Genomic DNA, 22,533 nt, shown 5'->3' with positions numbered 1-22,533 from the left:
TCGCCGAGGCTTATACACCAAATGGATAGGTTTCGTCCTCAGGCTCAAGATGCTGTTGTTTCGGCAACGGCAGGGCAGTCACTGGCTGGGTCTGCTCGAACCAGAGCAGCGCATCGAACTGCTCGGCCAGCACCGCTTCGAAGTAGTGGCTTAGCCGTTCGCTCTCGGGGCGATAGATAACGCCGATGGCGCGTTCGAGCAGCGCCGTGGACAACACATGGCGCAGCTCCTTGCGCTGTGGATCGCGCCAGTCGCTAAGGCAGGCTGGCACGCCTGCGAGGCGGAACTGGTGCTCCCAGCTGTCGCTTCGCGAAGGGCGGATTTCCTTGATCCGCATGTCGCCGTCCCAGTCATCGGCGGCGGCCACTTGGCCGCGGTCGGTGGCCATGCCGATCAGCACCGCGTCATGCCCGAAAGCGCTGCGGCAAAGCTGGCCGATGTTGAACTGGCCTTTCCAGCCCATTTCCGTGGCACCGGCATTGCCGACATGGGAGTTGTGTGCCCAGACTACCGCTTTGGCATGGGGCCCACGGTGTTCCAGCAGCGCGCGCAAGGTATCGAACATGTGCCGGTCGCGCAGGTTCCAGGAGGCCGTCGAGCCTCGGTAAATGGCGCGGTAGTACTGTTCCGCGGCGATGATGACACGGGCGTTCTGCGTTGCGTTGAAGAAGGCTTCGTCATTGCGGACAAGCCCTGACAGTTGCTCGGCTAGCATGACATTCAACTGCTGGATCACCGGTTGCTCGCAAGGCATGACGCCACCGCGCTCGACAAAGTGCCCATACAGCGCGGGGTCGTCCTGCCAAGGCGTCAGGCAACCGTAGCGGCGGCGAGCTTCATGGGCCAGGTGCGGATCGACCCGGTCCAGATACGCCAGCACTTCATGGATGGAGTTGCGCAGGCTATAGACATCCAGGCCGCGGAATTCCACGCGATGGTCGGTGGGCAGCAGGCGGTTGTGGCCGTGCAGCCAATGGGCGAAGGCTTTGACTTCGCTATTGCGCCACATCCAGGTCGGAAAACGGCTGAAAATATGGCGTTTCCACGCCGAATGGGCCAAGCCGCGAACGTACTGATCGACATGCCCGGCATCCGGCCAGTCGGCCTCGACGGCGACGATGTTGAAACCATGCTGTTCGATCAGGCGCCGAGTGATCGCCGCTCGGGCGCGATAGAACTCGCTGCTGCCGTGGCTCGCCTCGCCCAGCAGGATGACGCGCGCGTCAGCGTAGCGGTCGAACAGGGCTGCGAATGCCGGTGTATCCAGGTCCGGCAAGGGTTCGGCGTATTGATGAAGCACCGGAGCAATATCGGCAATGTCGACCTGATACTGCTTGCCGTAGAGTTTTTCCATCAATTTCTTCGAAGGGCCGTTCATGGGGATACTTCCATAGTCGGGCCGCCGCGCCTTGACCCGTCAGGGTGCGGCGGCCCAGGGTCAGATCAGGGAGAGCCGGTGAATGACTTGGCTAGGGTCATCCGGGTCAGCGGCGGTGGTGAACCCCGCCGCCTTGGCCAGATCGCGCATCGCCTGGTTGGCTGCCGCGTCGATCGAATACATCTGCCGCAAGCCCTTGGCCCGGGCATGGTCGGTCAGGTGCTTGAGCAGCAGGCGCCCCAAACCATGGTGCTGCCAGCTGTCCATGACGGTGACGGCGCATTCGCACTCATCCTTGCCGCTGGCGGTGGCGTAGCGGGAAATGCCCACTTCCTGCAATTCGCCATCCACGTGGGCGAGGGCGACGTAGGCCGCCTGGCGATCCTGATCGACCTTCATCAACTGGTCGAGCAAGGCCTCACCGGGCTCTCTGAGCTGGCACAGGAAGCGGAAATGCCGCGACTCGGGCGACAGCCGTTCGATGAAGGCTTTTTCGCGTTCCCGGTCCTGGGCCTGCAAGGGCCTGATCAACACGTGAACGCCGTTATCAAGGGCTTCGATCCAGTATTCACCCGAAGGTTTGGGAAACGAAGGCGTTGTGTGCACATGGGAAGTCTCGGCGGGCGCCATGGCTGTGTCCTCTGTGTCGAATGAACAAGGGAGTCCAGTTTCGGCAACCGGCCCTGCGCTGACTTGACAGTTGTCAATTGCTTCACTCATCACCTGTCAAACCGATAGAAAAAGCGGGTCGCGCAACGCCTGGGACTCAGGAATGGCCAACTGCTGCTGGCGCGTCTTGGCGTGTACTACGAGCAAGCTGCATTTCAGGTTATTCTGCAGGTATTCCAGGGTCGCAAACTGCCAAGCGCGATGAGGGCTGGAGATCACCACAGTGTCATACCTGCAGCGATTGGCGTAAGCGCAGAGGGTGAGCGCGCATGACCCGACGATCAGATGGTGATGAACGTTGGGGATGCCCAACTGCGCTGCGAAATGTTTGAATGCGCTTGCAAGGGTTTCATATGAGGGGATTTCCGCCAGGCTGTAGTGCTCGGTGTGACGCAGCAAGGCAGCCTGATCATAAACGGAAAACAGATGCATCTTCGCTTTGCGCGCATGGCTTATGAGCCTTGCGGCTTCGACGACTTCGGCATTCGCGGCCCCGTCGTCCAGGTCCTCGCAACTGGCTGGTGCCGCGACAAACAGCTTGGCTTGGCCAGGCTGTAGTCGTTCCCGTGCGAACAACACGGGGCAGGGTGCGAGCCGCATGAGTTCGAGGCCGAAACTGCCGCACCCGATCGCTTGAGCCTGGATGATCATCAGGTCGGCGTCGCATGCCCTGGCCAGTTTGGCCAGCGCTTTCGCCGAGGGCTTGATTCGCCTGACCTCGGGCTCGAGGTGGATACCGCTGTCGAGGAAGACCTTGGCCAGGCTTTTCTGCAGGCTCTGGGTATCTGGCTGCCTGGCCTGCATATCAGGCGCCGTGTGCAGGGCGAGGGTCACCGAGGCGCCGACTGCCATCGCCAGCTCCACCGCGTGTTCGATAGCCGGATCGTATCGATCTTCGTCGGCTGCAATGACCAGCAAGCTACTTATTTCCATGATCTTCACCTTTTGGCTGTAAGCGCCCTTGCAAGCAGTCGGGCTTCTTCGAAGCGTTCGACGCTTGAGCATGCGAGCGCGCACAGGGTGTGGTTTGATCTTCATCAAGTCACTTCGGCTATCATCCGACCCTTTGTCGGACCGACCGCTAACGTTTAGCGGGGCCGCTAACTTGAATAGATGAGCACCTGCAAAAAAGCGGAGGCATGGTCATGTCAGGCGCTGCGGAAATGGGGGCAAGGCCCCATGTGAAGTGCCTTGCGTGCTCGTTGAGCCGCCTTTGCCTGCCCGCCAGCCTCAGTGCTGACGAAGTGGACAAGCTGGAGCGAATCGTCCGCCGTAACCGCCCGTTGAAGAGGGGTGAGTACCTGTTCAAGGCCAATGAGCCCATGGAGCACGTATTTGCCCTGCGCTCCGGGGTCATCAAGAATTTTCTGCTCGATACCGAGGGCACCGAACGGGTGAGCGGCTTCATCCTGCCGGGGGAAATGCTGGGGCTGGACGCTATTGGTGCCAGTCATTACCGAAGCTATGCCATGGCCCTGGAAATCTCGCTGGTGTGCTCCATCAGGCTGGACCAGCTGGTGGAGCTGTCCGGCAAGATTCCGGGGCTGCGCTACCAGTTGCTGCACATGCTCAGCCTGGGGATCCAGGACAAGGACGAGCACCTGCGCTGCTGCCACGGGCGAGCCGACCAGCGGCTGGCGATCTTCCTGCTGGGCATGTCGGCGCGCTACCAGGCGCGAGGGTTGCGGGCGGATGTGTTCAATCTGCCGATGTCCCGTGGTGATATCGCCAACTACCTGGACCTCACGCAGGAAACGGTCAGCCGACTGTTCAGCCGCTTCGTCCATTCAGGTTTCCTGCAATGCGCCGGGCGTGAGGTCAGGCTCGTCGACATGCAAAGCCTGGTCAACCTGACCCGCGTGGAGGAGCCCATTTGAGTGCGGCAAGCACCCGGTCATAACGTTGCACAGGCCAGCTTTCAGAGTTGTGCCCAACCCAGATCGGGCGTGGCAGATGATCCGTGCGTATCCAGATATGCTGCGGGGCTACGCCTGTTTGCCAGCACAGCCGGGCCACTTGGCGCGCCACCTGTGGCGGTGCGCAACAGTACACCGTGTCCGGTTTGAAGGTGGTCAGCAAGCGCCTGGTTTGCCACCCGCCGCCGCCGCTGTCACGCGGCAGTGGCGACAGTGCCGTCAGCCAGGTTTGACAATCGTCTGGCAGCAGTTCAGCGGCAATACCGTCATGTGACAGCTGCAATTGTACCCAGGGCAGCCAGCAGCGAATCTCATCCAGCGCGCCCAGCAAGGGCAGCAGGCCATCGGCGCGACTGATGGCCAGCAACCTTGAACTTTGCAGGGGCAGCGGCCAGGCGCTGCCAAGCGGCCCGGAATAGTCGAACAGGTCCCCCGCCCGACCCAAGGGCTGCGCACTGTGAGTGCTGACGATGAATTGCCCGGCCACGCCAGGCAGGCTCACGTAGCTGCATGGCCAGTACTCGGCACGACGGCTGAGCACGCAGTATTGGCCAGCCATAGCCTCGCTGCATGGCTGGCTGCAAAGGGCCAGGCGCACGAACTGCTGAATGCCCGGGCCTTGCAACGTTTGCAGCAAGCGGACGCTGGCACCACCCTCGCGGCTCATGGCTGCCTCGCACTGTAATTATGTCTTGCTGATATCAGCCTAGGCCGTGGCCAGTACGGCATTTTGACCAGAATCAAACCGGCGGGCGGAAGGGGCGCCACGCTGTTGATAAAGGTCAAACGGGGGGCTACCCCACGGCGCATGATCGTGGCGTCTCCCAGGGAGGCATTATTCATTCGAGGAGGTCGCCATGTCAGAAGTCGCCAAGAAAGTGCCTGTTACCCCCGCCGCCCCCCAGCCCGCCAAAGCTTCGCCGCCCAGCGTCGAGCCTTCAGAGCTGTGGCGGCCCTTCCAGCAATTGCGCCGTCAGATCGACAGCCTGTTCGAAGATTTTGGCCGGCGGCCGATGCGCATGCCGTTCGGCCACACCCCGTTCGATGTTGAACCTTTCTGGCGGCGTGACCTGTTCACCCACGGCCTGCCAGCCATGGACATCAGCGAGCTGGCCGAGGAGTACCGCATCAGCGCCGAGTTGCCCGGCGTGGAGGACAAGGACATCGAGATCAAGCTAGCCAATGGCAACCTGGTGATCCGTGGCGAGAAACAGGAGGAAAAGGACGAAAAACGCAAGGAATATCACCTGTCCGAGCGCCATTACGGCAGCTTCGAGCGGGTTTTCCAGTTGCCCCGTGAAGTTGACGCCGAGAAGATCAATGCCCAGTTCAACAAAGGCGTGCTGCTGGTGCACCTGCCCAAGCGCGCCGAAGCCATCCATCCGGAAAAGGTGATTCCGATCAAGAGCGGTAAATGATCAATCATCCTGACTGTATCGAGGAGCAAGGAGGCTCCGCCTGTGGAGGTAGAACATGATGTCCATTGGCAAATACTGCAACCGGGACGTGGTCACCGCACCACCCGGTATCTCCATCTATGCCGCGGCGCGCATGATGAATCAGTACCATGTCGGCGATCTGGTGCTGGCCGAACATGTCGACCGCGAGCGTTGTCGGCCCATCGGCCTGATCACCGATCGCGACCTGGCGTTGCGCATCATCGCGCGCAACCCACCGGATCAGGAAGACCTCCAGGCAGTCGATGTGCTGCCCCGGCCTCTGATCACCGCCAACCAGAACGAGGACTTGTTCGATGTCATCCTCAACATGCGGCGCGCCAATATCCGACGCATTCCGGTGGTCGATGACTTCGGCCTGCTGGTCGGAATAGCCACGGCAGACGACCTGGTCGGGCTTCTGTCGGACCACCTGCATGAACTGTCACTGCTGATCCGTCAACAGAGCCGGCGGGAGGAAGACCTGCGCGGCGAAGACCTTTGAGCGCACCCTTGCGCGATGATGACAGGAGGCTGGCATGAGTGATTTCCCCAGTGCCGAAGAGCTCGAAAGCCTGGACGCCTATTGGCGGGCGGCAAACTACCTCACCGTTGGCCAGATCTATCTGCAGGGTAATGCCTTGTTGACCAGGCCATTGACCTTGGCTGATGTCAAACCCCGGTTGCTGGGCCACTGGGGGACTTCGCCGGGGCTCAACCTGATATATACCCATCTGAACCGGTTGATTCGCCAGTACAGCCTCAATGTGCTGTTCGTCACGGGGCCTGGCCACGGCGGCCCCGCCCTGGTCGCTCAGGCGTACCTCGATGGTACCTACACCGAGCTCAACCCATCGGTCGAGCGCAACGCATTTGGCATGGCCCGGCTCTTTCAGCAGTTTTCCTGGCCTTATGGCATTGGCAGCCATGTCGGACCCCATGTGCCTGGCTCCATTCACGAAGGGGGCGAACTGGGCTATTCGCTGGCCCATGCGTATGGTGCTGCCCTGGACAATCCGCAACTGATCGTGGCGTGCGTCATTGGTGATGGTGAGGCCGAAACCGGGCCACTGGCTGCGAGCTGGCACTGCAACAAGTTCCTCAACCCCGCCCGCGACGGCGCGGTGCTGCCCATTTTGCATCTGAACGGTTACAAGATCGCCAACCCCAGCGTGCTGTCGATGATCAGCGAGGAGGAACTGACCAGCCTCATGTATGGCTACGGTTATGACCCCTATTTTGTCGAGGGTGAGGAGCCCATGGACGTCCATCGCGCGTTGGCCAGGACGCTGGAAGTCATCTACGAGAAGATCAGCCAGATCCAGCGCCTCGCGCGGCATGCCGAAGACCCGCAAGCGATCGACAGGCCATTGTGGCCGGTGCTCATTCTTCGTACCCCCAAAGGGTGGACGGGGCCCAGGTACGTGGATGGGCAACGCGTGGAGGGCACCTGGCGATCCCATCAACTGCCTTTGGCGGACCTTGGCAAACCGCCGCACTTGATGCAGCTGCAACAATGGCTGGAAAGTTACCGTCCCCATGAGCTTTTTGACGCGCAGGGCACATTGCTGCCTGAGCTGGCCGCGCTGACCCCGACTGGCCGGCGGCGCATGAGCGCGAACCCGCATGCCAACGGCGGTCTTTTGTTGCAGGCACTGGACCTGCCACATTACGCCGATTACTGCGTGCCGATGGCGGGCCCCGGTCAGGTGCGGGCGGAGGCGACCAGAGTGCTGGGCGGTTATGTGCGCGATGTCATGAAGAACAGCCTGGCGTCGCAGAATTTTCGCCTGTTCGGCCCTGACGAAACGGCGTCCAACCGCCTGGATGCAGTGTTCGAGGTTACCGACAAGGTGTGGCTGGATGCTCAGGCCAGCGATGATGGACACCTTTCGGCACAGGGGCGGGTCATGGAGATCCTCAGTGAGCATATCTGCGAAGGCTGGCTGGAGGGGTATCTGCTGACGGGCCGCCATGGCCTGTTTTCCTGCTACGAAGCCTTCATCCATATCGTCGATTCGATGATCAACCAACATGCCAAATGGCTCAAGACAGCGGCCGAGGTGCCGTGGCGCAAGCCGATTGCCTCGTTGAATATCCTCCTGACTTCGCATGTCTGGCGGCAGGACCATAATGGTTTTTCGCACCAGGACCCGGGTTTGCTCGACCTGCTGGCAAACAAGAAGGCCAATCTCGCGCGGATCTATCTGCCCCCTGACGCCAACTGCCTGTTGTCGGTGGCTGAGCATTGCCTGCGCAGTCGTGGGTACATCAATGTGATCGTTGCCGGTAAGCAGATGGAGTGGCAGTGGCTCGACAGCGAAGCGGCCGCCGTGCATTGCCAATCGGGTATCGGGCGCTGGGGCTGGGCCTGCCATGATGACGAGATACCCGAGGTGGTGCTTGCCTGCGCGGGCGATGTGCCGACACTTGAGGTGCTGGCGGCGGTTACGCTGCTGCAAGAGCATGCCCCAGACGTTCGCGTGAGGGTGGTGAATGTCGTTGACCTCATGGCCCTGCAATTGTCGCAACAGCATCCTCACGGGCTGTCCGACAGCGACTTCAATGGGCTGTTTACCGAAGATCGTCCGGTGATCTTTGCCTTCCACGGCTATCCGGCGTTGATCCACCGCCTGATCTACAAACGCGCCAACCCGCAACGGTTTCATGTGCGGGGTTTTCGCGAAGAGGGCGCAACCACCACGCCGTTCGACATGGCAGTCATCAACAACCTGGACCGCTACCAGCTGCTACTCGATGTGTTCGAGCGCGTGCCACGCTTGCAGCCCCAGCTCGAACAGGCCCGCGCCCGCTATTGGGCAACGATGGAGAGGCACAAGCTCTACCTCATCGAGCATGGCGAAGACATGCCTGAAGTTGCGCAATGGCGTTGGACTTCACCGCCACGTGCGTAACCCAGCCTTACTTGGCCTTCCAGTACTTCTGCATTTCGAGGAACAGGAATGAGGCGGTCCAGGTGATCAGCACCAGGCCCGTCAAGGCCTGCAGGCCGGTGAGGTATTTCAGATGGCCGGTCGGCGCGATATCGCCGAAGCCTATCGTGGTATAGGTGGTGAAGGAAAAATACACGCAGTCCAGCAAACTCCCGTCGAAATTGCCGCTGAGCGTGCCCCAGCCTGGGGCATGCGCCATCAGGTAATAGGCCAGGGCAAAGCACCACACCTCCAGGGCGTGCGCCAGCAGTGCGCCGAATACACCCGCCACGATGCGAAAACGGCTCCAGACCTTGAGCTGTGGTAGCCAGTCATTCAGGCGCAGCAGGCATTCGTAGTGAATGATCACCACCAGGATCACCACCAGCATGTTGATCAGTGTCACAGAGAGCATGGCGGGTACCCTGGCCAGGATTGACGGTTCATTTGGTGACATCGACCAACACATAGGTGGCGGGCTCATTGGCCTGCGGTTGCAAGGCCGGGAATTCTTCGGGGGTGATGGTCTCCTTGGCCAGCAACAGACGCGCGCCTGCGTCCAGGTCGTTGCGGCGCTGCTCCAGCAAAGCCCGCGCCTGGCCATAGGCTTCTTCGAGCAAGCCGCGGACAGCGAGGTCGATCTCGCGCGCAGTTTGCTCCGAGTAGTCCTTGCGCTCCTGGCGCAACACCGAATCGCCCAGATAGCCGGCTTGCTGGCGCTCCAGCACCGCCTGGCCCAGCGCCGGGCTCATGCCGAAGCGGGTGACCAGCTGGCGGGCGATGTCGGTGGCGCGCCCGAGGTCGTCGGCGGCACCCGTGGAGACCTGGCCGAACGCAAGGTGTTCGGCGGCGCGCCCGGCCATCAGCACGACCAGGCGGTCGCGCAGCATCTGGGTGCTGATCAGGTAGCGGTCGTCGGTCGGCCGTTGCAGGGTGTAACCTAGTGAACCCGCAGCGCGGGGAATGATCGACACCTTGTGTACCGGGTCCATTGCCGGCAGGCTGCTGGCGGCCAGGGCATGGCCCATTTCGTGGTACGCCACCACCATGCGCTCGTCGCTGCGCAACACGCTGCCTTTGCGCTCGACGCCTGCCACCAGGCGTTCGACCGCAGCGGTGAAATCCTGCAACTCGACCCACTGGCTGGACCGCCGGGTGGCAACGATGGCCGCCTCGTTGACCAGGTTGGCCAGGTCGGCGCCGGTCAGGCCCGGGGTGATCTCGGCAATCCGCTCGCAGTCCAGGTCGTTCTTGTAGATGATCTTGTGCAGGTGGACTTTCAGGATCGCCAGGCGGCCCTTGCGGTCGGGCCGGTCGATGAGGATCTGCCGGTCGAAGCGCCCGGCACGCAGCAGCGCCGGGTCCAGCACCTCCGGGCGATTGGTCGCGGCTAACAGCACCACGCCTTCACGTGGGTCGAAACCGTCGAGTTCGGCGAGCAACTGATTGAGGGTTTGTTCTTTCTCGTCATTGCCGCCAAAGCTGCCGACGCCGCGCATCTTGCCCAGGGCATCCAGTTCGTCGATGAAAATGATGCAAGGTGCGGCCTGGCGGGCCTGGTCGAAGAGGTCACGCACCCGTGCGGCGCCCACGCCCACGAACATCTCCACGAACTCCGAGCCGGAGATCGAAAAGAAAGGCACCGCCGCTTCCCCGGCGATGGCCTTGGCGACCAGGGTCTTGCCGGTGCCGGGTGGGCCTACCAGCAACGTGCCCTTGGGCACATGGGCGCCAAGGCGCGCATACCACTCCTTGTTTTTCAGGAAGGATACGATCTCGGTCAGCTCGCCCTTGACGTCGTCGATACCGGCCACGTCGGCGAAGGTCACCTGGATGTCATGTTCGACATAGACCCGCGCGCGTGACTTGCCCACCCCCATCAACCCGCCCAGCCCTTGTTTCTGTCCCAGGCCATGAAACAGGAAGTACCACAGCACCAGCATCATCAGCAGCGGCATCAACGCGCCCACCACGGTCGCTACTGTGCTGTTCTCGGGTACGCCAGAGAACGCCACCCCAGAGCGCCCCAACTGCTCGCTCAGTGCCGGGTCGACGCGCACGGTGGAGAACACCGAATGACCATCGATCGGTTCCTGCAGCCTGCCGATGATACGGTCGTGCTCGATATGCAGGTCGCTGACCTTCTGCTGATCGAGCAATTGCAAGAACTGGCTGTAAGGGATGGCTTGCACGGCTGGCTGGTTGAACAGGCCGAACTGTACGGCAGCGAGCACCGCCAGGCCGACTGCCAGGAAGTAGAACTTCCAAGGCTGATCCTTGTTCATGGCCATCTCTCCTCGGCGCGGCGGCGCTAGGCGATCAACAGATAATCTTCGACCTTGCTGACGCCCGGCACCGACCAGGCCGCACGCTCGACCACTTCTCGCTCACGCAGCAAGTGGACCTTGCCTTCCAGCTTGACCACGCCACCGTTGACCGTGACGCGGATGCCTTCGGCCTGGATTTCGGCGCTGCGCTTGAGTGCGTCTTCGATGTGGCGCTTGATATCGACCGCGTCGGCCCGGGCTTTCAGGGTGATGCGGTTGTGCACGCCGACCACGCCCGACAGGCGCCAGACCGCCTGTTCGATCACCTCCTTCTGGTATTGCCAATCGAGTTGGCCTTCCAGGGTCACCGTCCCTTTCTGCACGGTGACCTTGATGCCTTCCACGTTGGCGTCCGAGCTCCAGGCGATGATGTTCAGGGCACGGCTGGCAATGGTGTCGTCAGCGGTACCTTCGAGTTTGTTCAGGCGTACCTCTATTTCCTCGGCCAGGCCGCGCACGCCTTTCATGGCCTTGACCGTGCGTTCGGCACTGACTTTCTGGGCGTAGCTGCTGACGTGCCCGGAGAGGGTGACTACACCATCCTGCACCGTCACACCGATGCTGGCGGCGTTGATATCGGGTTTGAATTCCAGCTCTTCGAGCACAAGGTCTCGCAAGTCAAGGTCGTTCATGATCGGCTCCGGTAGCGGTCAGGGAAGGGGCTGAAGTGCCCTGAGCCCTTGTTTCTACCCTTGTGCCGGCCAGCGCGATTGACAAATGTCAGGCTGCGGCGCACGCCGCCATCGATACTCAGCGTGTCCTGGGCATGCATGAGGGTACGGACATGCGACGTTATGTGCTTTGCGGGTGGGCAAGCCTGCTGCTGATTGCTGTTTCAGGCTGCACGGCGTGGCGCGCCGAGGAGTACGATGCGCGCCTGGAGTCAGCGGAGAACAACGCCGCCACTGCGAGGTTGCGCGCCGATCAAGTGTGTTACCGCATCGATCTGGTCGAGCAGACTGCCAACGAGGCGCTACGGCGGGCAACCCAGGCCCAGGACGAGGTGCAGCAACTGCGCCAGCAGGCCAGACGCAAGTAGCCCGCCATGCCACGTCGATGGCTCGACCCCGTACTGTTGGGGATCTGCCTGCTGGCCTTGCTGACTGGCGGCGTGGCCTATGCGGCGCAGCGGCCCGCCTGGGCCGCGTTGGTCTGGGCAACTGGCGGCATGGTAATGGCCGGGGTCCTGGCGGTGGAAATGCTCAGGCGCATGGCCAGAGGCGAGGCGGGTATCGACCTGATTGCCTTGTTGTCGATCGGCGCCGCGCTGGCCCTGGAGAACATGCTGGTGGCTGCGGTGGTGGCGCTGATGCTGGCCACTGGCCGCGCACTTGAAGCGTTCAGCGTGCGTCATGCCGAGCGCGAACTGCGCGCGCTGATCGACCGCGCGCCGCAACGTGCCTGGGTCCAGGAACAGGACGGGCTGCGTGAGGTTGCGGTGGACCAGGTCAGGCCAGGTCAGGCCGTGCTGGTGCGCCTGGGTGAAATCGTGCCAGTGGACGGGCGCCTGCAGAGTCCACTGGCCACGCTGGACGAGGCGGCACTGACCGGGGAGTCGTTACCCGTCACTCGCCATTGCGGCGAGTCGGTGGCCAGCGGGGTGTGCAACGCCGGCGCGCCGTTGCTGCTGGTGGCCACGCAGACCGCGGCGCAAAGCACCTATGCCGGCATCGTGCGCCTGGCCGAGACGGCACGCCAGTCACGCGCACCCTTCGTGCGCCTGGCTGACCGCTACGCGCTGGCCTTCATCCCGCTGACGTTGCTGATCGCCGCGCTTGCCTGGTGGGCCAGTGGCGACCCGCAGCGCGTGCTGGCGGTGCTGGTGGTCGCCACGCCCTGCCCGCTGATATTGGCGGTGCCGATTGCCGTGCTGTCGGGCATCTCGCGAGCGGCGCGGCGTAGCATTCTGGTGCGCGATGGCGCGGTACTGGAGGCGCTCGCCGGGGTCCGCCAGGTCTTTCTCGACAAGACCGGTACCTTGACCAGCGGTCATGCCCGGTTGCAATCGATCGAGCTCAACGGGGAGGGCGCGCCGCTGCAGATTCTGCAGTGGGCCGCGTCGTTGGCCCAGGCATCCACCCATCCGATCGCTCGGGCTATTGTCGACGCTGCCCTCGCACGGGGCCTTACCCTGACGGCGCCGGAACAGGTGCAGGAGGCTCCAGGCCAAGGGTTGGCCGGCCAGGTGCAAGGCAAAGCCGTGCGCTTGGGGCTGCTGGATTACGTGCAGCAGGGCAGGGATGCGGGCCATTGGGCACAGGCATGCTTGCAGCAGTTGGACTATCTGGCCAGCAGTGGCAGTTTCGTGGCCGTGGATGGCCAATTGAAGGCGATGTTGCGACTGGCCGACGATGTGCGTCGGGAAACACCCCAGACCCTGCGTCGGCTTCGGGCACGCGGGATCGACAAGGTTGTCATGCTGACTGGTGACCGCCCCCAGACGGCGCAAATGATCGCATTGACGGCGGGTATCGATGCGCTTCGCTCTGGCCTCTCACCGCAGGATAAGGTCCGCCTGGTTCAGGAAGGTCGCCAGAAAGGCCCGACGCTGATGGTCGGTGATGGCATCAATGATGCGCCGGCACTGGCTGCTGCCGATGTCGGGGTTGCCATGGGTGCGTCCGGCGTGACGGCCTCGGCGCAGTCAGCTGGCGTGGTCTTGCTGGTCGACAGGCTGGATCGCTTGATCGAAGCGATCGACATCGCCCGACACGCCGTGCGCATTGCCCGGCAAGGCGTGTGGGTGGGCATGAGCCTCTCGCTGCTGGCCATGCTGTTCGCTGCGGCCGGCTACCTGCCTGCGGTGATGGGGGCGGTACTGCAGGAAGGCATCGACCTGTTGATCATCCTCAATGCCCTGCGCGCCCTCGGCCCGGTCGCCGGCGATGGCCGCAACGGGTTGCCGGCCGTGAGCCTGCAGCGCATGCATGACGAGCATCGGCAGCTGGACGGGTTGTTGACCGAACTGAGCCAGATGGCGCGGGACTTTGCCAGCCGCCCTGCGCCGCAGGCGCGGGCCGACCTCGGGCGCCTGGTTGCCGCCCTGCATGGCTTGCTGGAGCGCCATGAGCGGGACGACGAGCAGCGGCTGTACCCCCTGTTGAGCCGCTACATGGGGGGCGAGGATCCGCTCTCGCCGCTCAGCCATACCCACCGGGAAATGTTCAGGCTGATCCATTTGCTGACGCGCATGAGCGAAGATTTCACCCAGGCCGCTGCCAACCCGAGCGCCGACGAAATCCAGCACCAGCTCATACGCCTGGATACCTTGGCGAAATTGCATTTCGACCAGGAAGAAGCCTTGTATCGGTACCTCGACAAACATTGAGCGACGCTGCAGGCATTCGCACGCTTGATAAAAATCAAGCGCCAAGGGCGGCGTAAGCCGGATGCTGGCAGCAGCAGTCAATCACGCTGCCCTGCACGGGAGCTGAAAATCATGCCGCACAGCAAAATCCTCTTTCGGTCAGCAGCGCGGGAGAAGATCCTCAGTGGCGCCACCCAGCTTGCCGATGCCGTACGCGTCACCTTGGGCCCCAAGTCGAAGTCGGTGCTGATGCAGAGCACCTGGGGTCGCCCGACTGTCTGTAACGATGGCGTGTCCATCGCCAAGCGTGTCGACTTGCAGGACGCTGAGGAGAACCTCGGCGCCCAGATGCTGCGCCAGGCAGCCGAGCGCACGGCGGAGGCGGTCGGCGATGGCACTAGCACGGCGACGGTCCTGGCCCAGGCAATTCTTGCCGATGGCGTCAGAAATGTAGTGGCCGGGGCCAGTGCCATCGACCTCAAGCGCGGCCTGGACAAGGGCCTGGCGCTGGTTCAGGCGGCATTGCTGGCGCAGTCGCGTGCGGTCAACACGATCCGGGAAAAAGCCCAGGTGGCCACATTGTCCGCCCACAACGACCCCTTGATCGGTCAGCTGGTCGCCGACGCCCTGGAAAAGGTCGGGGTGGAAGGCGTGGTGAGCGTGGAGGAATCCAAGACCACCGAAACCGTGGTCGACATCATGGATGGCATGCGTTTCGACAGGGGGTACGTGTCCCCGTACTTTGTCACCGACACCGAAAAGATGCAGGTTGAACTCACCGATGCGTGTGTACTGCTGTGCGATCACAAGATTGGTGCGCTGGCTGACCTGCTGCCACTGCTCGAACAGGTGGCCAAGAGCGGCCAGCCGTTGATGGTGATCGCCGAGGACATCGACGGCGAAGCCTTGACCACACTGGTGGTCAACCAGATTCGCGGAGTGTTGCGCGCCGTGGCGGTGAAGGCTCCCGGGTATGGTGATCGGCGCAAGGAAATGCTCCAGGACATAGCCGTACTCACCGGTGCCACGGTGGTTTCGGCTGAGCTGGGCGTCAATCTCGACCACCTGCAACTGTCCCAGCTGGGCCAGGTGCACCGTGCAGTGGTGCTTAAAGACAGCACCGCACTGGTCGGAGGTAAGGGGACGCGAGAAGCCGTGGCTGATCGTGTCGCGCAAATCCGTGCGCAGATCGCATCCAGCACCAGTGATTACGACCGGGAGAAACTTCAGGAGCGTCTGGCCAGGCTTGCCGGTGGGGTGGCGGTCATCCGCGTGGGCGCACCTTCCGAAGCCGAGATGAAAGCGCGCAAGGACGCCCTGGATGACGCATTGGCGGCTACCCGCGCAGCGATTGCCGAGGGCATCGTGCCCGGTGGTGGCTTTGCCTTGCTCAAGGCTGTGCCAGCCTTGCTTGCCGAGGAGCTCAACCATGAAGGCGACATGCGCACGGGGCTGCAGATCCTGCGCCGGGCACTGGAAGCGCCAGCACGGACGATCGCTGAAAATTCCGCCGTGGATGCGGGCGTCGTGGTGGCTCGCATGCTGGCCGAAACGGGCAGCATCGGCTTCGATGCCGCAGCCAATACGTACGTCGACATGTACGAGGCGGGCATCATCGACCCTACGAAAGTGGTGCGCGTCGCACTCGAAAATGCGGTCTCGGTTGCCAGCATTCTGCTGCTGACCGAAGCCACCATGACCGATATCCCGGAAAAGACCGCACCCCTGATGCAACCCCCGATGCCTGAGTGATCAGGCCGGCCCACCGTTGGAGGCAATCATGAGCCACTATCAACGTCTGTTGCTGATCATGCGCCCGATGCTGCACCAGGCGATCGCCCTGGAGCAGGCCGTTGCACTGGCAAAGTCTGCATCGGCCAGCCTGCACATCGTCGCCTTGCTCGAATCATTGGACAAACTCTGGTTGCTGGAGTCCGGTAAGCGTCAAACGGAGCGGGAGGCTTACCGGCAGGCTCAGCAGGAACAATTGGAAGCCCAGGCAAACGCGCTGCGTGCCTCTGGCGTGCAGGTAACGACCGAGGTGGCCTGGAGCAACGACCTGCAGGATGACATTCTGCAGCACGTGCTGGAGATGCAACCAGACTTGCTGCTCAAACAGGTGGAGCATGAGCCTGTGCTCAAGCGCGCCTTTTTCACGTCGCTTGACTGGCAGCTGTTGCGCCACTGTCCGGTCCCGATCTACTTGCTCGGTGCCAGCCGGCCGGCGTTGCCACTCCAGGTCGTGGCGGCGGTGGACGTGGCTGATACCTCCGATGAGGGGCAGGCCCGAAATGACAATATCGTCCAGCAGGCCAGTGCACTGGCCTTGCAGACCGGGGCGCAACTGGACCTCCTGCACGCCTGCGATCTGTCGATGGCCTACATGGGCGACATGGGCTATGCCGCCTGGGCCATCGGTGACATTGCCGGGCCTTTGCGCCAGGCGCTGGAGGAAGATTTCAAGAAACTGGCCGAGCGCTTCGGGGCGCCACCGGAACGCTGCCACTTCGTGCTGGGCCGCCCGGTCGCGGTGCTTGGCGAATACGTCGAGTCACAGCCGGTGGACGTGCTGGTCATGGGCCGACCCATCGCACGGGGACTGGACCGTCTGTTCGGCAGCACCACCGAGCATGTGTTGTACCAGGTGCCTTGCAATATCCTGGTGGTGTAGGACTATGCGGCTGGCTACATCATAGGCATGAGGCGCTCGGCGACCAGGGCGCTGCTGTCGACGATGTCCAGCTGGGCCCGGCAAGCGGCGGGCAGGCGAAAGGGCGTGATGCTGTCGGCGACCAGGATGCGGTCGAACATCCCGCTTTCGAACAGCGTTGCTGCGGCGGTGAACAGACCGTGGGTGGCGGCAGCCAGAATGCGCGATGCACCGCCTCGACGGCAGGCGTGTGCGGCCCGCAACAGTGTCTGGCCGGTACTGATCATGTCGTCAAACAGCACGACCGTGCTGCCAGCCACATTACCTACCAGGCACTCGCCGCTGAGCTGTGTGTGTTGCCGGTGCTTTTCCACCATGGCCATGGCGACCGGGCGCGCGAGCAAATGGGCCAGTGCCTGGCGAAACTGTTCGGCGCGCTTGATACCGCCCATGTCCGGCGACACCACCGTGATGACCTGCTCGGCAAGCAGTGGAGCCAGGCGCTCGGCAAACAGCTGTACGCAGGTGAGGTTCCAGGCCGGGATCCGGTAGGCGTTGTCGAACGCGCTGGGATTATGCACATCCAGCGCCACCACCCGGTCGATGCCGCAGCTTTCCATCAGGCGAGCCACGTGACGGGTAATGGTCGAATCCTGAAATTCCACTTTGCGGTCCTTGCGCCCGTAGCACAGATAGGGCGTCACGGCTGTCACCTGGCTGGCGCCAGCATCCTTGAGCGCGCCACAGAAGAACAGTAGCCGGCACAGTTTGTCGTGAGCGCTGTGGTGCGTGTCACCATAAAGCGAGTGGAAAACGACGGCGTTTCGCCCCTCGACCGGTTCCATGGGCCAGCACTTGTGTTCGCCGTCCTCATAGTCTCGCTCTTCATGTGCCGACAGCGTGACGCCCAGGCGTCGGGCAACGGCATCGCCATAACCCTCGCTCCCTTGCAATGCGAACATCAATGGCGCTGTGGTGTTCATGCGCGGTGCTCCCTGGATCGTTATCGGAAACATAAGCGGCGTGGCAGCGCTGGGTTTGACGATTATCAAGTACAGCGTGGCCCATGGGCGGACACTGTGCAGGTCAACGCATGCCAAGGGCTGCGATCCTCACAATCCGTACAGCGAGCACGCCGATGGACAAGTATCAGAAAAGCCACAAGGACAAATTGTTCAAAACCCGTCCCTTCGACCCCTACGCCATGCCCCTTCGCCCGGGTGGCAGCGCGCTTTGCCCGCAATGTGGCGCAGTCTATCACGGGGGTGAATGGCACCCGCACGGAGCCAACGGCCTCGGGCCGCTGGAGTCGACCGTATGCCCAGCCTGCCGACGCATCGAAGACCATGCTGCAGCGGGCCAGGTGCGCGTGTCGGGCCGTTTCCTCGCGACCCATGAGCAGGAGATTCGCCAGCTCATGCTCCATGCCGAACAGCAAGAGCGCCAGACCCACGTGCTCGAGCGGCTGATCGCCATCGACTGCAAGGATGACGAACTGGTGGCGACCACCACTGGCACGCACCTGGCCAACCGTATCGGACATGACCTGGAAGCCGCTTATGACGGCGCCTGCAGCTATCGCTACAGCGACAGTGAGCGGTACCTGAGCGTCGATTGGCATCGCGATTGAGGTGGGCCGCCGGTTTGCCCTGGGCACGGAGCCTTGCAACCCGGCGGCCAATCAACCGTGGATCGCCAGAATACTCGAATGCACCTTGTACAGGGTTTGCTCGGTGGTACTGCCGATGACCTTGGTCAACCCTTCATGGTAAAGCGTGCCCATGACGACCACATCGAAGCCATGCTGGTTGGCGTATTCGCTGATGGCACTACGGGCAGCCCCGCGTATCAGGTGCAAGTGGTCCGGCTTGATGCCGTAGTGGCCGGCGAACCGGGTCAGGCGTTCCCGCGCTCTACCCGTCATCTCTTCAACCACTTCATCGGTCCATGCTACGGGGGCGGCGGCGTAGGCGACGAAGCTGGGGCTGGGTTCATAGGCCTGGAGCACATGCAGTTGTGCCTTGCAGCGCCGCGCCAGCGCCTGTGCAGCCTGCAGGATACGGTCGTTGCACTTGTTCACTGCGGCGTCGTGTTCGACCAGGTCCACGGCCGCCAGCACCCGCGCAGGCAGTGCCGCGTCAGCCTGGGCTACCAGGTGCAACGGAATCGGGCAACGGCGCAGCAACTGCCAGTCCAGTGGTGTGAGCAGGGCACGGCTGACGACGGTTTCGTGGCGGATATCCTTGATCAGCATTTCCACGTGGTGCAGCTGCGCCAGGCGAATCAGGTCCTTGAGTGGGTCATCGTCATCCAGTGTTTCGGCATAGGCTGTAATACCCTGCTCGCCAAGCGCTTTCGCCTGATCGTGTAACCATGCCTTGCGGTGCTCGGCGTCTTGTTTGCGGGCACTGCTGCGCAGCACCTGGTCAAGGGTGGTCAGGCGTGACGGTAGTTGGCTCAGTACTACAAGGTGCAAGGTGGCGCCTGTGGCCTTGGCCAACGCTTGCGCGCGCGCCAAGGCTGGCGAGGGGTGCAGGTCCGGGTGGCAGATCAGTAACAGTCGCGTCAAAGCGTTCATGATGGCCTCCGCAGTGATGGCCGCCGCGATGACGGCTTACGGGTTCAGGCCTAGGGTGGCGCGATGGCGCCTGGGGGCCTTGATTTTTATCAAGAACGAACCGGCAACTGCTTCGATAATGACAAGCGTACGCCAGCCAACAGCCGCGCCGGGAGGTGGCCGATGAACCCGTATCGCCGGATTCTGCTGATCATGACCGAGGTTCAGGCCAATGCCGCGCTGTCCCGGGCCATGGCCTTGGCTTCGGCGTCTGGCGCTGCCCTGCAGGTGCTGGGTATCCATGAACCCGGCGAACTGCGTCTGCGCCACGAGTTGCAGGCAACTCCGCTGCCTTCCGTTTCCTTCGTGCACTTCAGCACAGAGCTCAAGGCGCTGCTTGACGAACAACCGGCAAGTGGGGCACGCCCAGGTTTCGAGGCCGTGGAAACCACTAATCCCCGCGACCTGTTACCAGCCTGCATCGCCCGCTACGCGCCTGACCTGGTGATCAAGGCCTGCCCGGGCTGTTCGTTGATCGATCAGCTGGCCCGGACCTCGCTTGACCAGATGCTGCTGCATGCGAGCGAGGTGCCGTTGATGTTCGTGCCGGCCAATGCCCCGGCCATGCCAGCTAACGTGCTGGTCGCGGTGGATGTCTCCCAACCCTCGCCGCTCAATGACGCGCTGGTCGTTGCCGGTCAGCAACTGGCGGTGCAATGCCAGGGCCAGTTGAACCTGCTTTCGGCGTACGACCTGCCAATCGCCATGCTGGCCAACCCTGGCCTCGCCGGCCCTTGGGCGGACGAAGTGCGTGAATCACTGCAGTTGCCGTTCGATGCGTTGGCCGATGCCCATGGCATCGCCCACAGCCATCGGTTCTTCAGCGAAGGTGCCCCGTTGCGCGTCATCAAGTCCCATATCGCTGCGCTGGGGGCCGATGTGGTGGTGGTCGGTGCCGTGCAGGCCAGGCGGTGGGCCAAGCTGATCGGCGATACCACCGAGCGGCTTGTCAGCCATGCGCCGTGCAGCATCCTGACGATCAGGCCCGCACCCGGCAGTTGAATCAGGTGCAATCGCCGGTTCGGCCATGGCGTACCACCTCCACGCAGAATTGACCTTCGTAGGGTGGAACATGGCATTCGACGATATCCTGCGCCGCCACCTGCAGGTGGATGCCGACGATATCGGCATGCACTGGTTGGCGGCAGACGTGGCGGTCGACAAGTACCGCGCTGATGAGGTGGCGCGCACCCAGTTCGGCGAGGTAGGCGCAGGTGCGTAGCAGAGAGTGCCCTTCGTAGAGCACGTCATCGACCACCAGCAAGGTGGTTGCGGCCAGGTCTAGCTTGGCGAGTTCAGGGTTCTCGGTGAGTTGGGTATGGGCATGCAGGAGGCTGAGGTCGTCCGCGTAGCGCTTGACCTTGATCGGGTAGAGCGGCAGTGGCGCAGCACCGGTCAGTGCTTGCAGGTGCTGTTGCAGGCGCTGCGCCAGCGGCTCGCCACGCCGCTGAATGCCTACCAGCGCCACTTCGGACACAGGCAGGCAGGCCATGGCCTGGCGGGCCATCGAGCGCAGCACGCTGTCCAGATCGTCTTCGTCATACAGGCGGACCCTCGATGGAGCGGGGCGATTCATGGACTTTTTCCTTTGTTGGATAACGCTGTCCGGAATGCTACCCGTGCACCTTGAAGTGGGCTTGATAAAAGCCAAGTGATAGCCAGCCGAGTAACGGCCAGGCGCCTGAGTTTGCCGGTTCTGATCCAGGTCAAACAGGCAGCTCAAAGGCGGGCTAGGGTCCGGATATATACTTTCGAGACTGAACCATGAACGTACCTGCCCAACTACGCCGCCATCGTGACCTTCTGGAACCTGGGCCTGACGTTTGGCCTGGTTTCATTGATTGCCGGTACCTCCAGTTACCTGGGTATTCGCAAAGTACTGCGCGTGGAACCCTTCGAGATCTTTCGTTCTTGAAGCAGGGGCGCGGCCGTTGCCGGCACGTGAGACTCTTTATTACCTGCAGAGTTGACCTAGGATAACTTCTGCCACCTTTCAGATCGTCGCGCTGCGCGGGCAGTGATAGCGTTGCTACATACGCTTTTGATCCCGAGGCCTGGCCATGTATCAGAACCTGGCTGTTCTGGCCGCCTTGCTGGTGCTGTACGCCAGCCTGGCCGGCGCGCTTGAGTCCAAACCTGTCAATGGTCCGCTGTTGTTTCTGCTGGCAGGCCTGGTGGCAGGGCCCTCCGGGCTTGGCTTGTTGAACCTTTCGCTGGACCGCAACGATCTTCGCCTGCTGGCCGAGCTTACCCTCTCGATCGTCCTGTTCAATGATGCCGCCAAGGCCAACCTGGCCCAATTGCGCCAATCCCGTAGCCTGCCCTTGCGCCTGCTGACCCTGGGGCTGCCGCTGACCCTGCTTGCAGGCTGGTTTGCCGCCTGGCTGATGTTCCCGAGCATGCCCTGGCTGGAAATGGCGCTGTTGTCGACGATCCTGGCCCCGACCGACGCCGCGCTCGGCAAGGCCGTCGTGAGCAACCCCGAGGTTGCGGCCAATGTGCGCGAGAGCCTGAATGTCGAAAGCGGCTTGAACGACGGCATTTGCGTGCCGGTACTACTCTTGCTGTTGGCATTGTTGACGGAGGCTCGCTCGACGATGCCTTTTGCCCTGGCGGGCTACTTCTTCCTGGAGGAGTTGGGGATCGGTGTTCTCACGGGGGCGGCGCTTGCGCTGTTGGTGGGCGGGTTGCTACGTCTGTCGCAACGCCATTGCCTGCAAATCGAGGCCTGGCAGCAACTGGTGATGCCCGCGCTGGCGTTGCTGAGTTTCGCTTGCGCCCAGGCACTGGGGGGCAGCGGCTTCATCGCCGCGTTCTGCGCAGGGTTGCTGACAGGTTATTTGTTCAAGCGGGAAACGCAGCCGTTGCTGGTCACCGGCGAGTCATGCGGTGAAGCGCTATCGTTGCTGACCTGGGTGGTGTTTGGCGCCTACGTGGCGCCCAAGGCTTCGCAGATCATGGCGCCCTCGGTCTGGTTCTACGCACTATCGAGCCTGTCTCTGGTGCGGATGCTGCCTGTCTGGCTCAGCCTGGCAGGGAGCTCACTCAGCGCCGAGAGCCGCCTGTTCATCGGCTGGTTCGGCCCCCGTGGCCTTGCATCCATCGTTTTCGCGATATTGATACTGGACACGCCGTTGCAAGAGGGTGGCACGATCATCGCGTGCACCATCGCGTGCGTCCTGCTCAGCGTGGTATTGCACGGGGTGAGTGCAGTGCCGGGTGCGCGGCGGTTGGGGCGCAGCGCACGAGAATGAGGTGTGGCAGGGAACCGACCGGCTTTATCGAGACATGTACGCGCGG

21 protein-coding genes are annotated in these 22,533 nt (G+C 62.6%); 11 read left to right on the top strand and 10 right to left on the bottom strand.

The window, feature by feature from the left end; genetic code table 11:
* Positions 1-10 precede the first annotated feature (10 nt).
* The 3 genes from QIY50_26215 to QIY50_26205 all read right to left on the bottom strand — a co-directional run bounded on the left by QIY50_26215 (position 11) and on the right by QIY50_26205 (position 2,980).
* The gene (locus QIY50_26215) at positions 11-1,378 is read right to left on the bottom strand and encodes an erythromycin esterase family protein (protein WGV20688.1); all 1,368 of its coding nucleotides are present in this window, start codon (positions 1,376-1,378) and stop codon (positions 11-13) included.
* 60 nt (positions 1,379-1,438) lie between these two features.
* Positions 1,439-2,008, bottom strand: a complete 570-nt coding sequence (locus QIY50_26210; protein WGV20687.1) for a GNAT family N-acetyltransferase — start codon at positions 2,006-2,008, stop codon at positions 1,439-1,441.
* Between the two features lie 96 nt (positions 2,009-2,104).
* Positions 2,105-2,980 (bottom strand): universal stress protein, encoded by an 876-nt coding sequence (locus QIY50_26205; protein WGV20686.1) that lies wholly within the window; start codon positions 2,978-2,980, stop codon positions 2,105-2,107.
* Between the two features lie 212 nt (positions 2,981-3,192).
* On the opposite strand from QIY50_26205, the gene QIY50_26200 reads away from it, so the two are divergent.
* Positions 3,193-3,924: a helix-turn-helix domain-containing protein gene (locus QIY50_26200; GenBank protein ID WGV20685.1), complete on the top strand. Its 732-nt coding sequence runs from the start codon at positions 3,193-3,195 to the stop codon at positions 3,922-3,924.
* Here QIY50_26200 and QIY50_26195 read toward each other — a convergent pair.
* Positions 3,893-4,630 (bottom strand): hypothetical protein, encoded by a 738-nt coding sequence (locus QIY50_26195; GenBank protein WGV20684.1) that lies wholly within the window; start codon positions 4,628-4,630, stop codon positions 3,893-3,895. The genes QIY50_26200 and QIY50_26195 overlap by 32 nt on opposite strands.
* 190 nt (positions 4,631-4,820) lie before the next feature.
* Here QIY50_26195 and QIY50_26190 point away from each other — a divergent pair, with 190 nt between their 5' ends.
* The 3 genes from QIY50_26190 to QIY50_26180 are packed head-to-tail and all read left to right on the top strand — an operon-like array spanning position 4,821 to position 8,314.
* Positions 4,821-5,381: an Hsp20/alpha crystallin family protein gene (locus tag QIY50_26190; GenBank protein WGV20683.1), complete on the top strand. Its 561-nt coding sequence runs from the start codon at positions 4,821-4,823 to the stop codon at positions 5,379-5,381.
* Positions 5,382-5,439: 58 nt separating this feature from the next.
* Positions 5,440-5,904, top strand: a complete 465-nt coding sequence (locus tag QIY50_26185) for a CBS domain-containing protein (protein WGV20682.1) — start codon at positions 5,440-5,442, stop codon at positions 5,902-5,904.
* A 34-nt stretch (positions 5,905-5,938) separates the two neighbouring features.
* A complete protein-coding gene (locus QIY50_26180) occupies positions 5,939-8,314 on the top strand; it encodes a phosphoketolase family protein (GenBank protein WGV20681.1) in 2,376 nt (791 codons plus the stop codon).
* A 7-nt stretch (positions 8,315-8,321) separates the two neighbouring features.
* On the opposite strand, the gene QIY50_26175 is transcribed toward QIY50_26180, so the two are convergent.
* Genes QIY50_26175 through QIY50_26165 form a run of 3 tightly spaced genes read right to left on the bottom strand, consistent with a single transcriptional unit; the run spans position 8,322 to position 11,291 of the window.
* Positions 8,322-8,747 (bottom strand): potassium channel family protein, encoded by a 426-nt coding sequence (locus QIY50_26175; protein WGV20680.1) that lies wholly within the window; start codon positions 8,745-8,747, stop codon positions 8,322-8,324.
* Between the two features lie 28 nt (positions 8,748-8,775).
* A complete protein-coding gene (gene ftsH / locus QIY50_26170; GenBank protein WGV20679.1) occupies positions 8,776-10,617 on the bottom strand; it encodes an ATP-dependent zinc metalloprotease FtsH in 1,842 nt (613 codons plus the stop codon).
* A 26-nt stretch (positions 10,618-10,643) separates the two neighbouring features.
* Entirely contained in the window at positions 10,644-11,291 is a 648-nt protein-coding gene (locus tag QIY50_26165) for a BON domain-containing protein (protein ID WGV20678.1), read from the bottom strand.
* 152 nt (positions 11,292-11,443) lie between these two features.
* Here QIY50_26165 and QIY50_26160 point away from each other — a divergent pair, with 152 nt between their 5' ends.
* From QIY50_26160 to QIY50_26145, 4 genes are all read left to right on the top strand, one after another.
* Entirely contained in the window at positions 11,444-11,698 is a 255-nt protein-coding gene (locus QIY50_26160; protein ID WGV20677.1) for an outer membrane lipoprotein OprI, read from the top strand.
* Positions 11,699-11,704: 6 nt separating this feature from the next.
* Positions 11,705-13,987: a heavy metal translocating P-type ATPase gene (locus tag QIY50_26155; GenBank protein WGV20676.1), complete on the top strand. Its 2,283-nt coding sequence runs from the start codon at positions 11,705-11,707 to the stop codon at positions 13,985-13,987.
* 111 nt (positions 13,988-14,098) lie between these two features.
* Positions 14,099-15,718, top strand: coding sequence for a chaperonin GroEL (gene groL, locus QIY50_26150; protein ID WGV20675.1), 1,620 nt, complete (start codon positions 14,099-14,101; stop codon positions 15,716-15,718).
* A gap of 28 nt (positions 15,719-15,746) precedes the next feature.
* Positions 15,747-16,637 (top strand): universal stress protein, encoded by an 891-nt coding sequence (locus QIY50_26145; protein ID WGV20674.1) that lies wholly within the window; start codon positions 15,747-15,749, stop codon positions 16,635-16,637.
* 14 nt (positions 16,638-16,651) lie between these two features.
* On the opposite strand, the gene prs is transcribed toward QIY50_26145, so the two are convergent.
* Positions 16,652-17,599, bottom strand: a complete 948-nt coding sequence (gene prs, locus QIY50_26140) for a ribose-phosphate diphosphokinase (GenBank protein ID WGV20673.1) — start codon at positions 17,597-17,599, stop codon at positions 16,652-16,654.
* Positions 17,600-17,754: 155 nt separating this feature from the next.
* On the opposite strand from prs, the gene QIY50_26135 reads away from it, so the two are divergent.
* Complete coding sequence (locus QIY50_26135; GenBank protein WGV20672.1) at positions 17,755-18,246, top strand: BCAM0308 family protein; 492 nt, start codon at positions 17,755-17,757, stop codon at positions 18,244-18,246.
* Between the two features lie 51 nt (positions 18,247-18,297).
* Here QIY50_26135 and QIY50_26130 read toward each other — a convergent pair whose 3' ends face one another.
* Entirely contained in the window at positions 18,298-19,194 is an 897-nt protein-coding gene (locus QIY50_26130) for a universal stress protein (GenBank protein ID WGV20671.1), read from the bottom strand.
* Between the two features lie 162 nt (positions 19,195-19,356).
* Here QIY50_26130 and QIY50_26125 point away from each other — a divergent pair, with 162 nt between their 5' ends.
* Positions 19,357-20,235, top strand: a complete 879-nt coding sequence (locus QIY50_26125) for a universal stress protein (GenBank protein WGV20670.1) — start codon at positions 19,357-19,359, stop codon at positions 20,233-20,235.
* Between the two features lies 1 nt (position 20,236).
* Here the strand turns inward: QIY50_26125 and QIY50_26120 are convergent, their stop codons facing one another.
* The gene (locus QIY50_26120) at positions 20,237-20,809 is read right to left on the bottom strand and encodes a phosphoribosyltransferase family protein (GenBank protein ID WGV20669.1); all 573 of its coding nucleotides are present in this window, start codon (positions 20,807-20,809) and stop codon (positions 20,237-20,239) included.
* 484 nt (positions 20,810-21,293) lie between these two features.
* Between QIY50_26120 and QIY50_26115 the strand changes: the two genes are divergently transcribed.
* Positions 21,294-22,487, top strand: a complete 1,194-nt coding sequence (locus QIY50_26115) for a cation:proton antiporter (GenBank protein WGV20668.1) — start codon at positions 21,294-21,296, stop codon at positions 22,485-22,487.
* The last annotated feature ends 46 nt before the right edge of the window (positions 22,488-22,533 follow it).

This window comes from Pseudomonas putida, assembly GCA_029953615.1.
Taxonomy (GTDB): domain Bacteria; phylum Pseudomonadota; class Gammaproteobacteria; order Pseudomonadales; family Pseudomonadaceae; genus Aquipseudomonas.
This window is presented reverse-complemented; position numbering and strand designations above follow the sequence as displayed.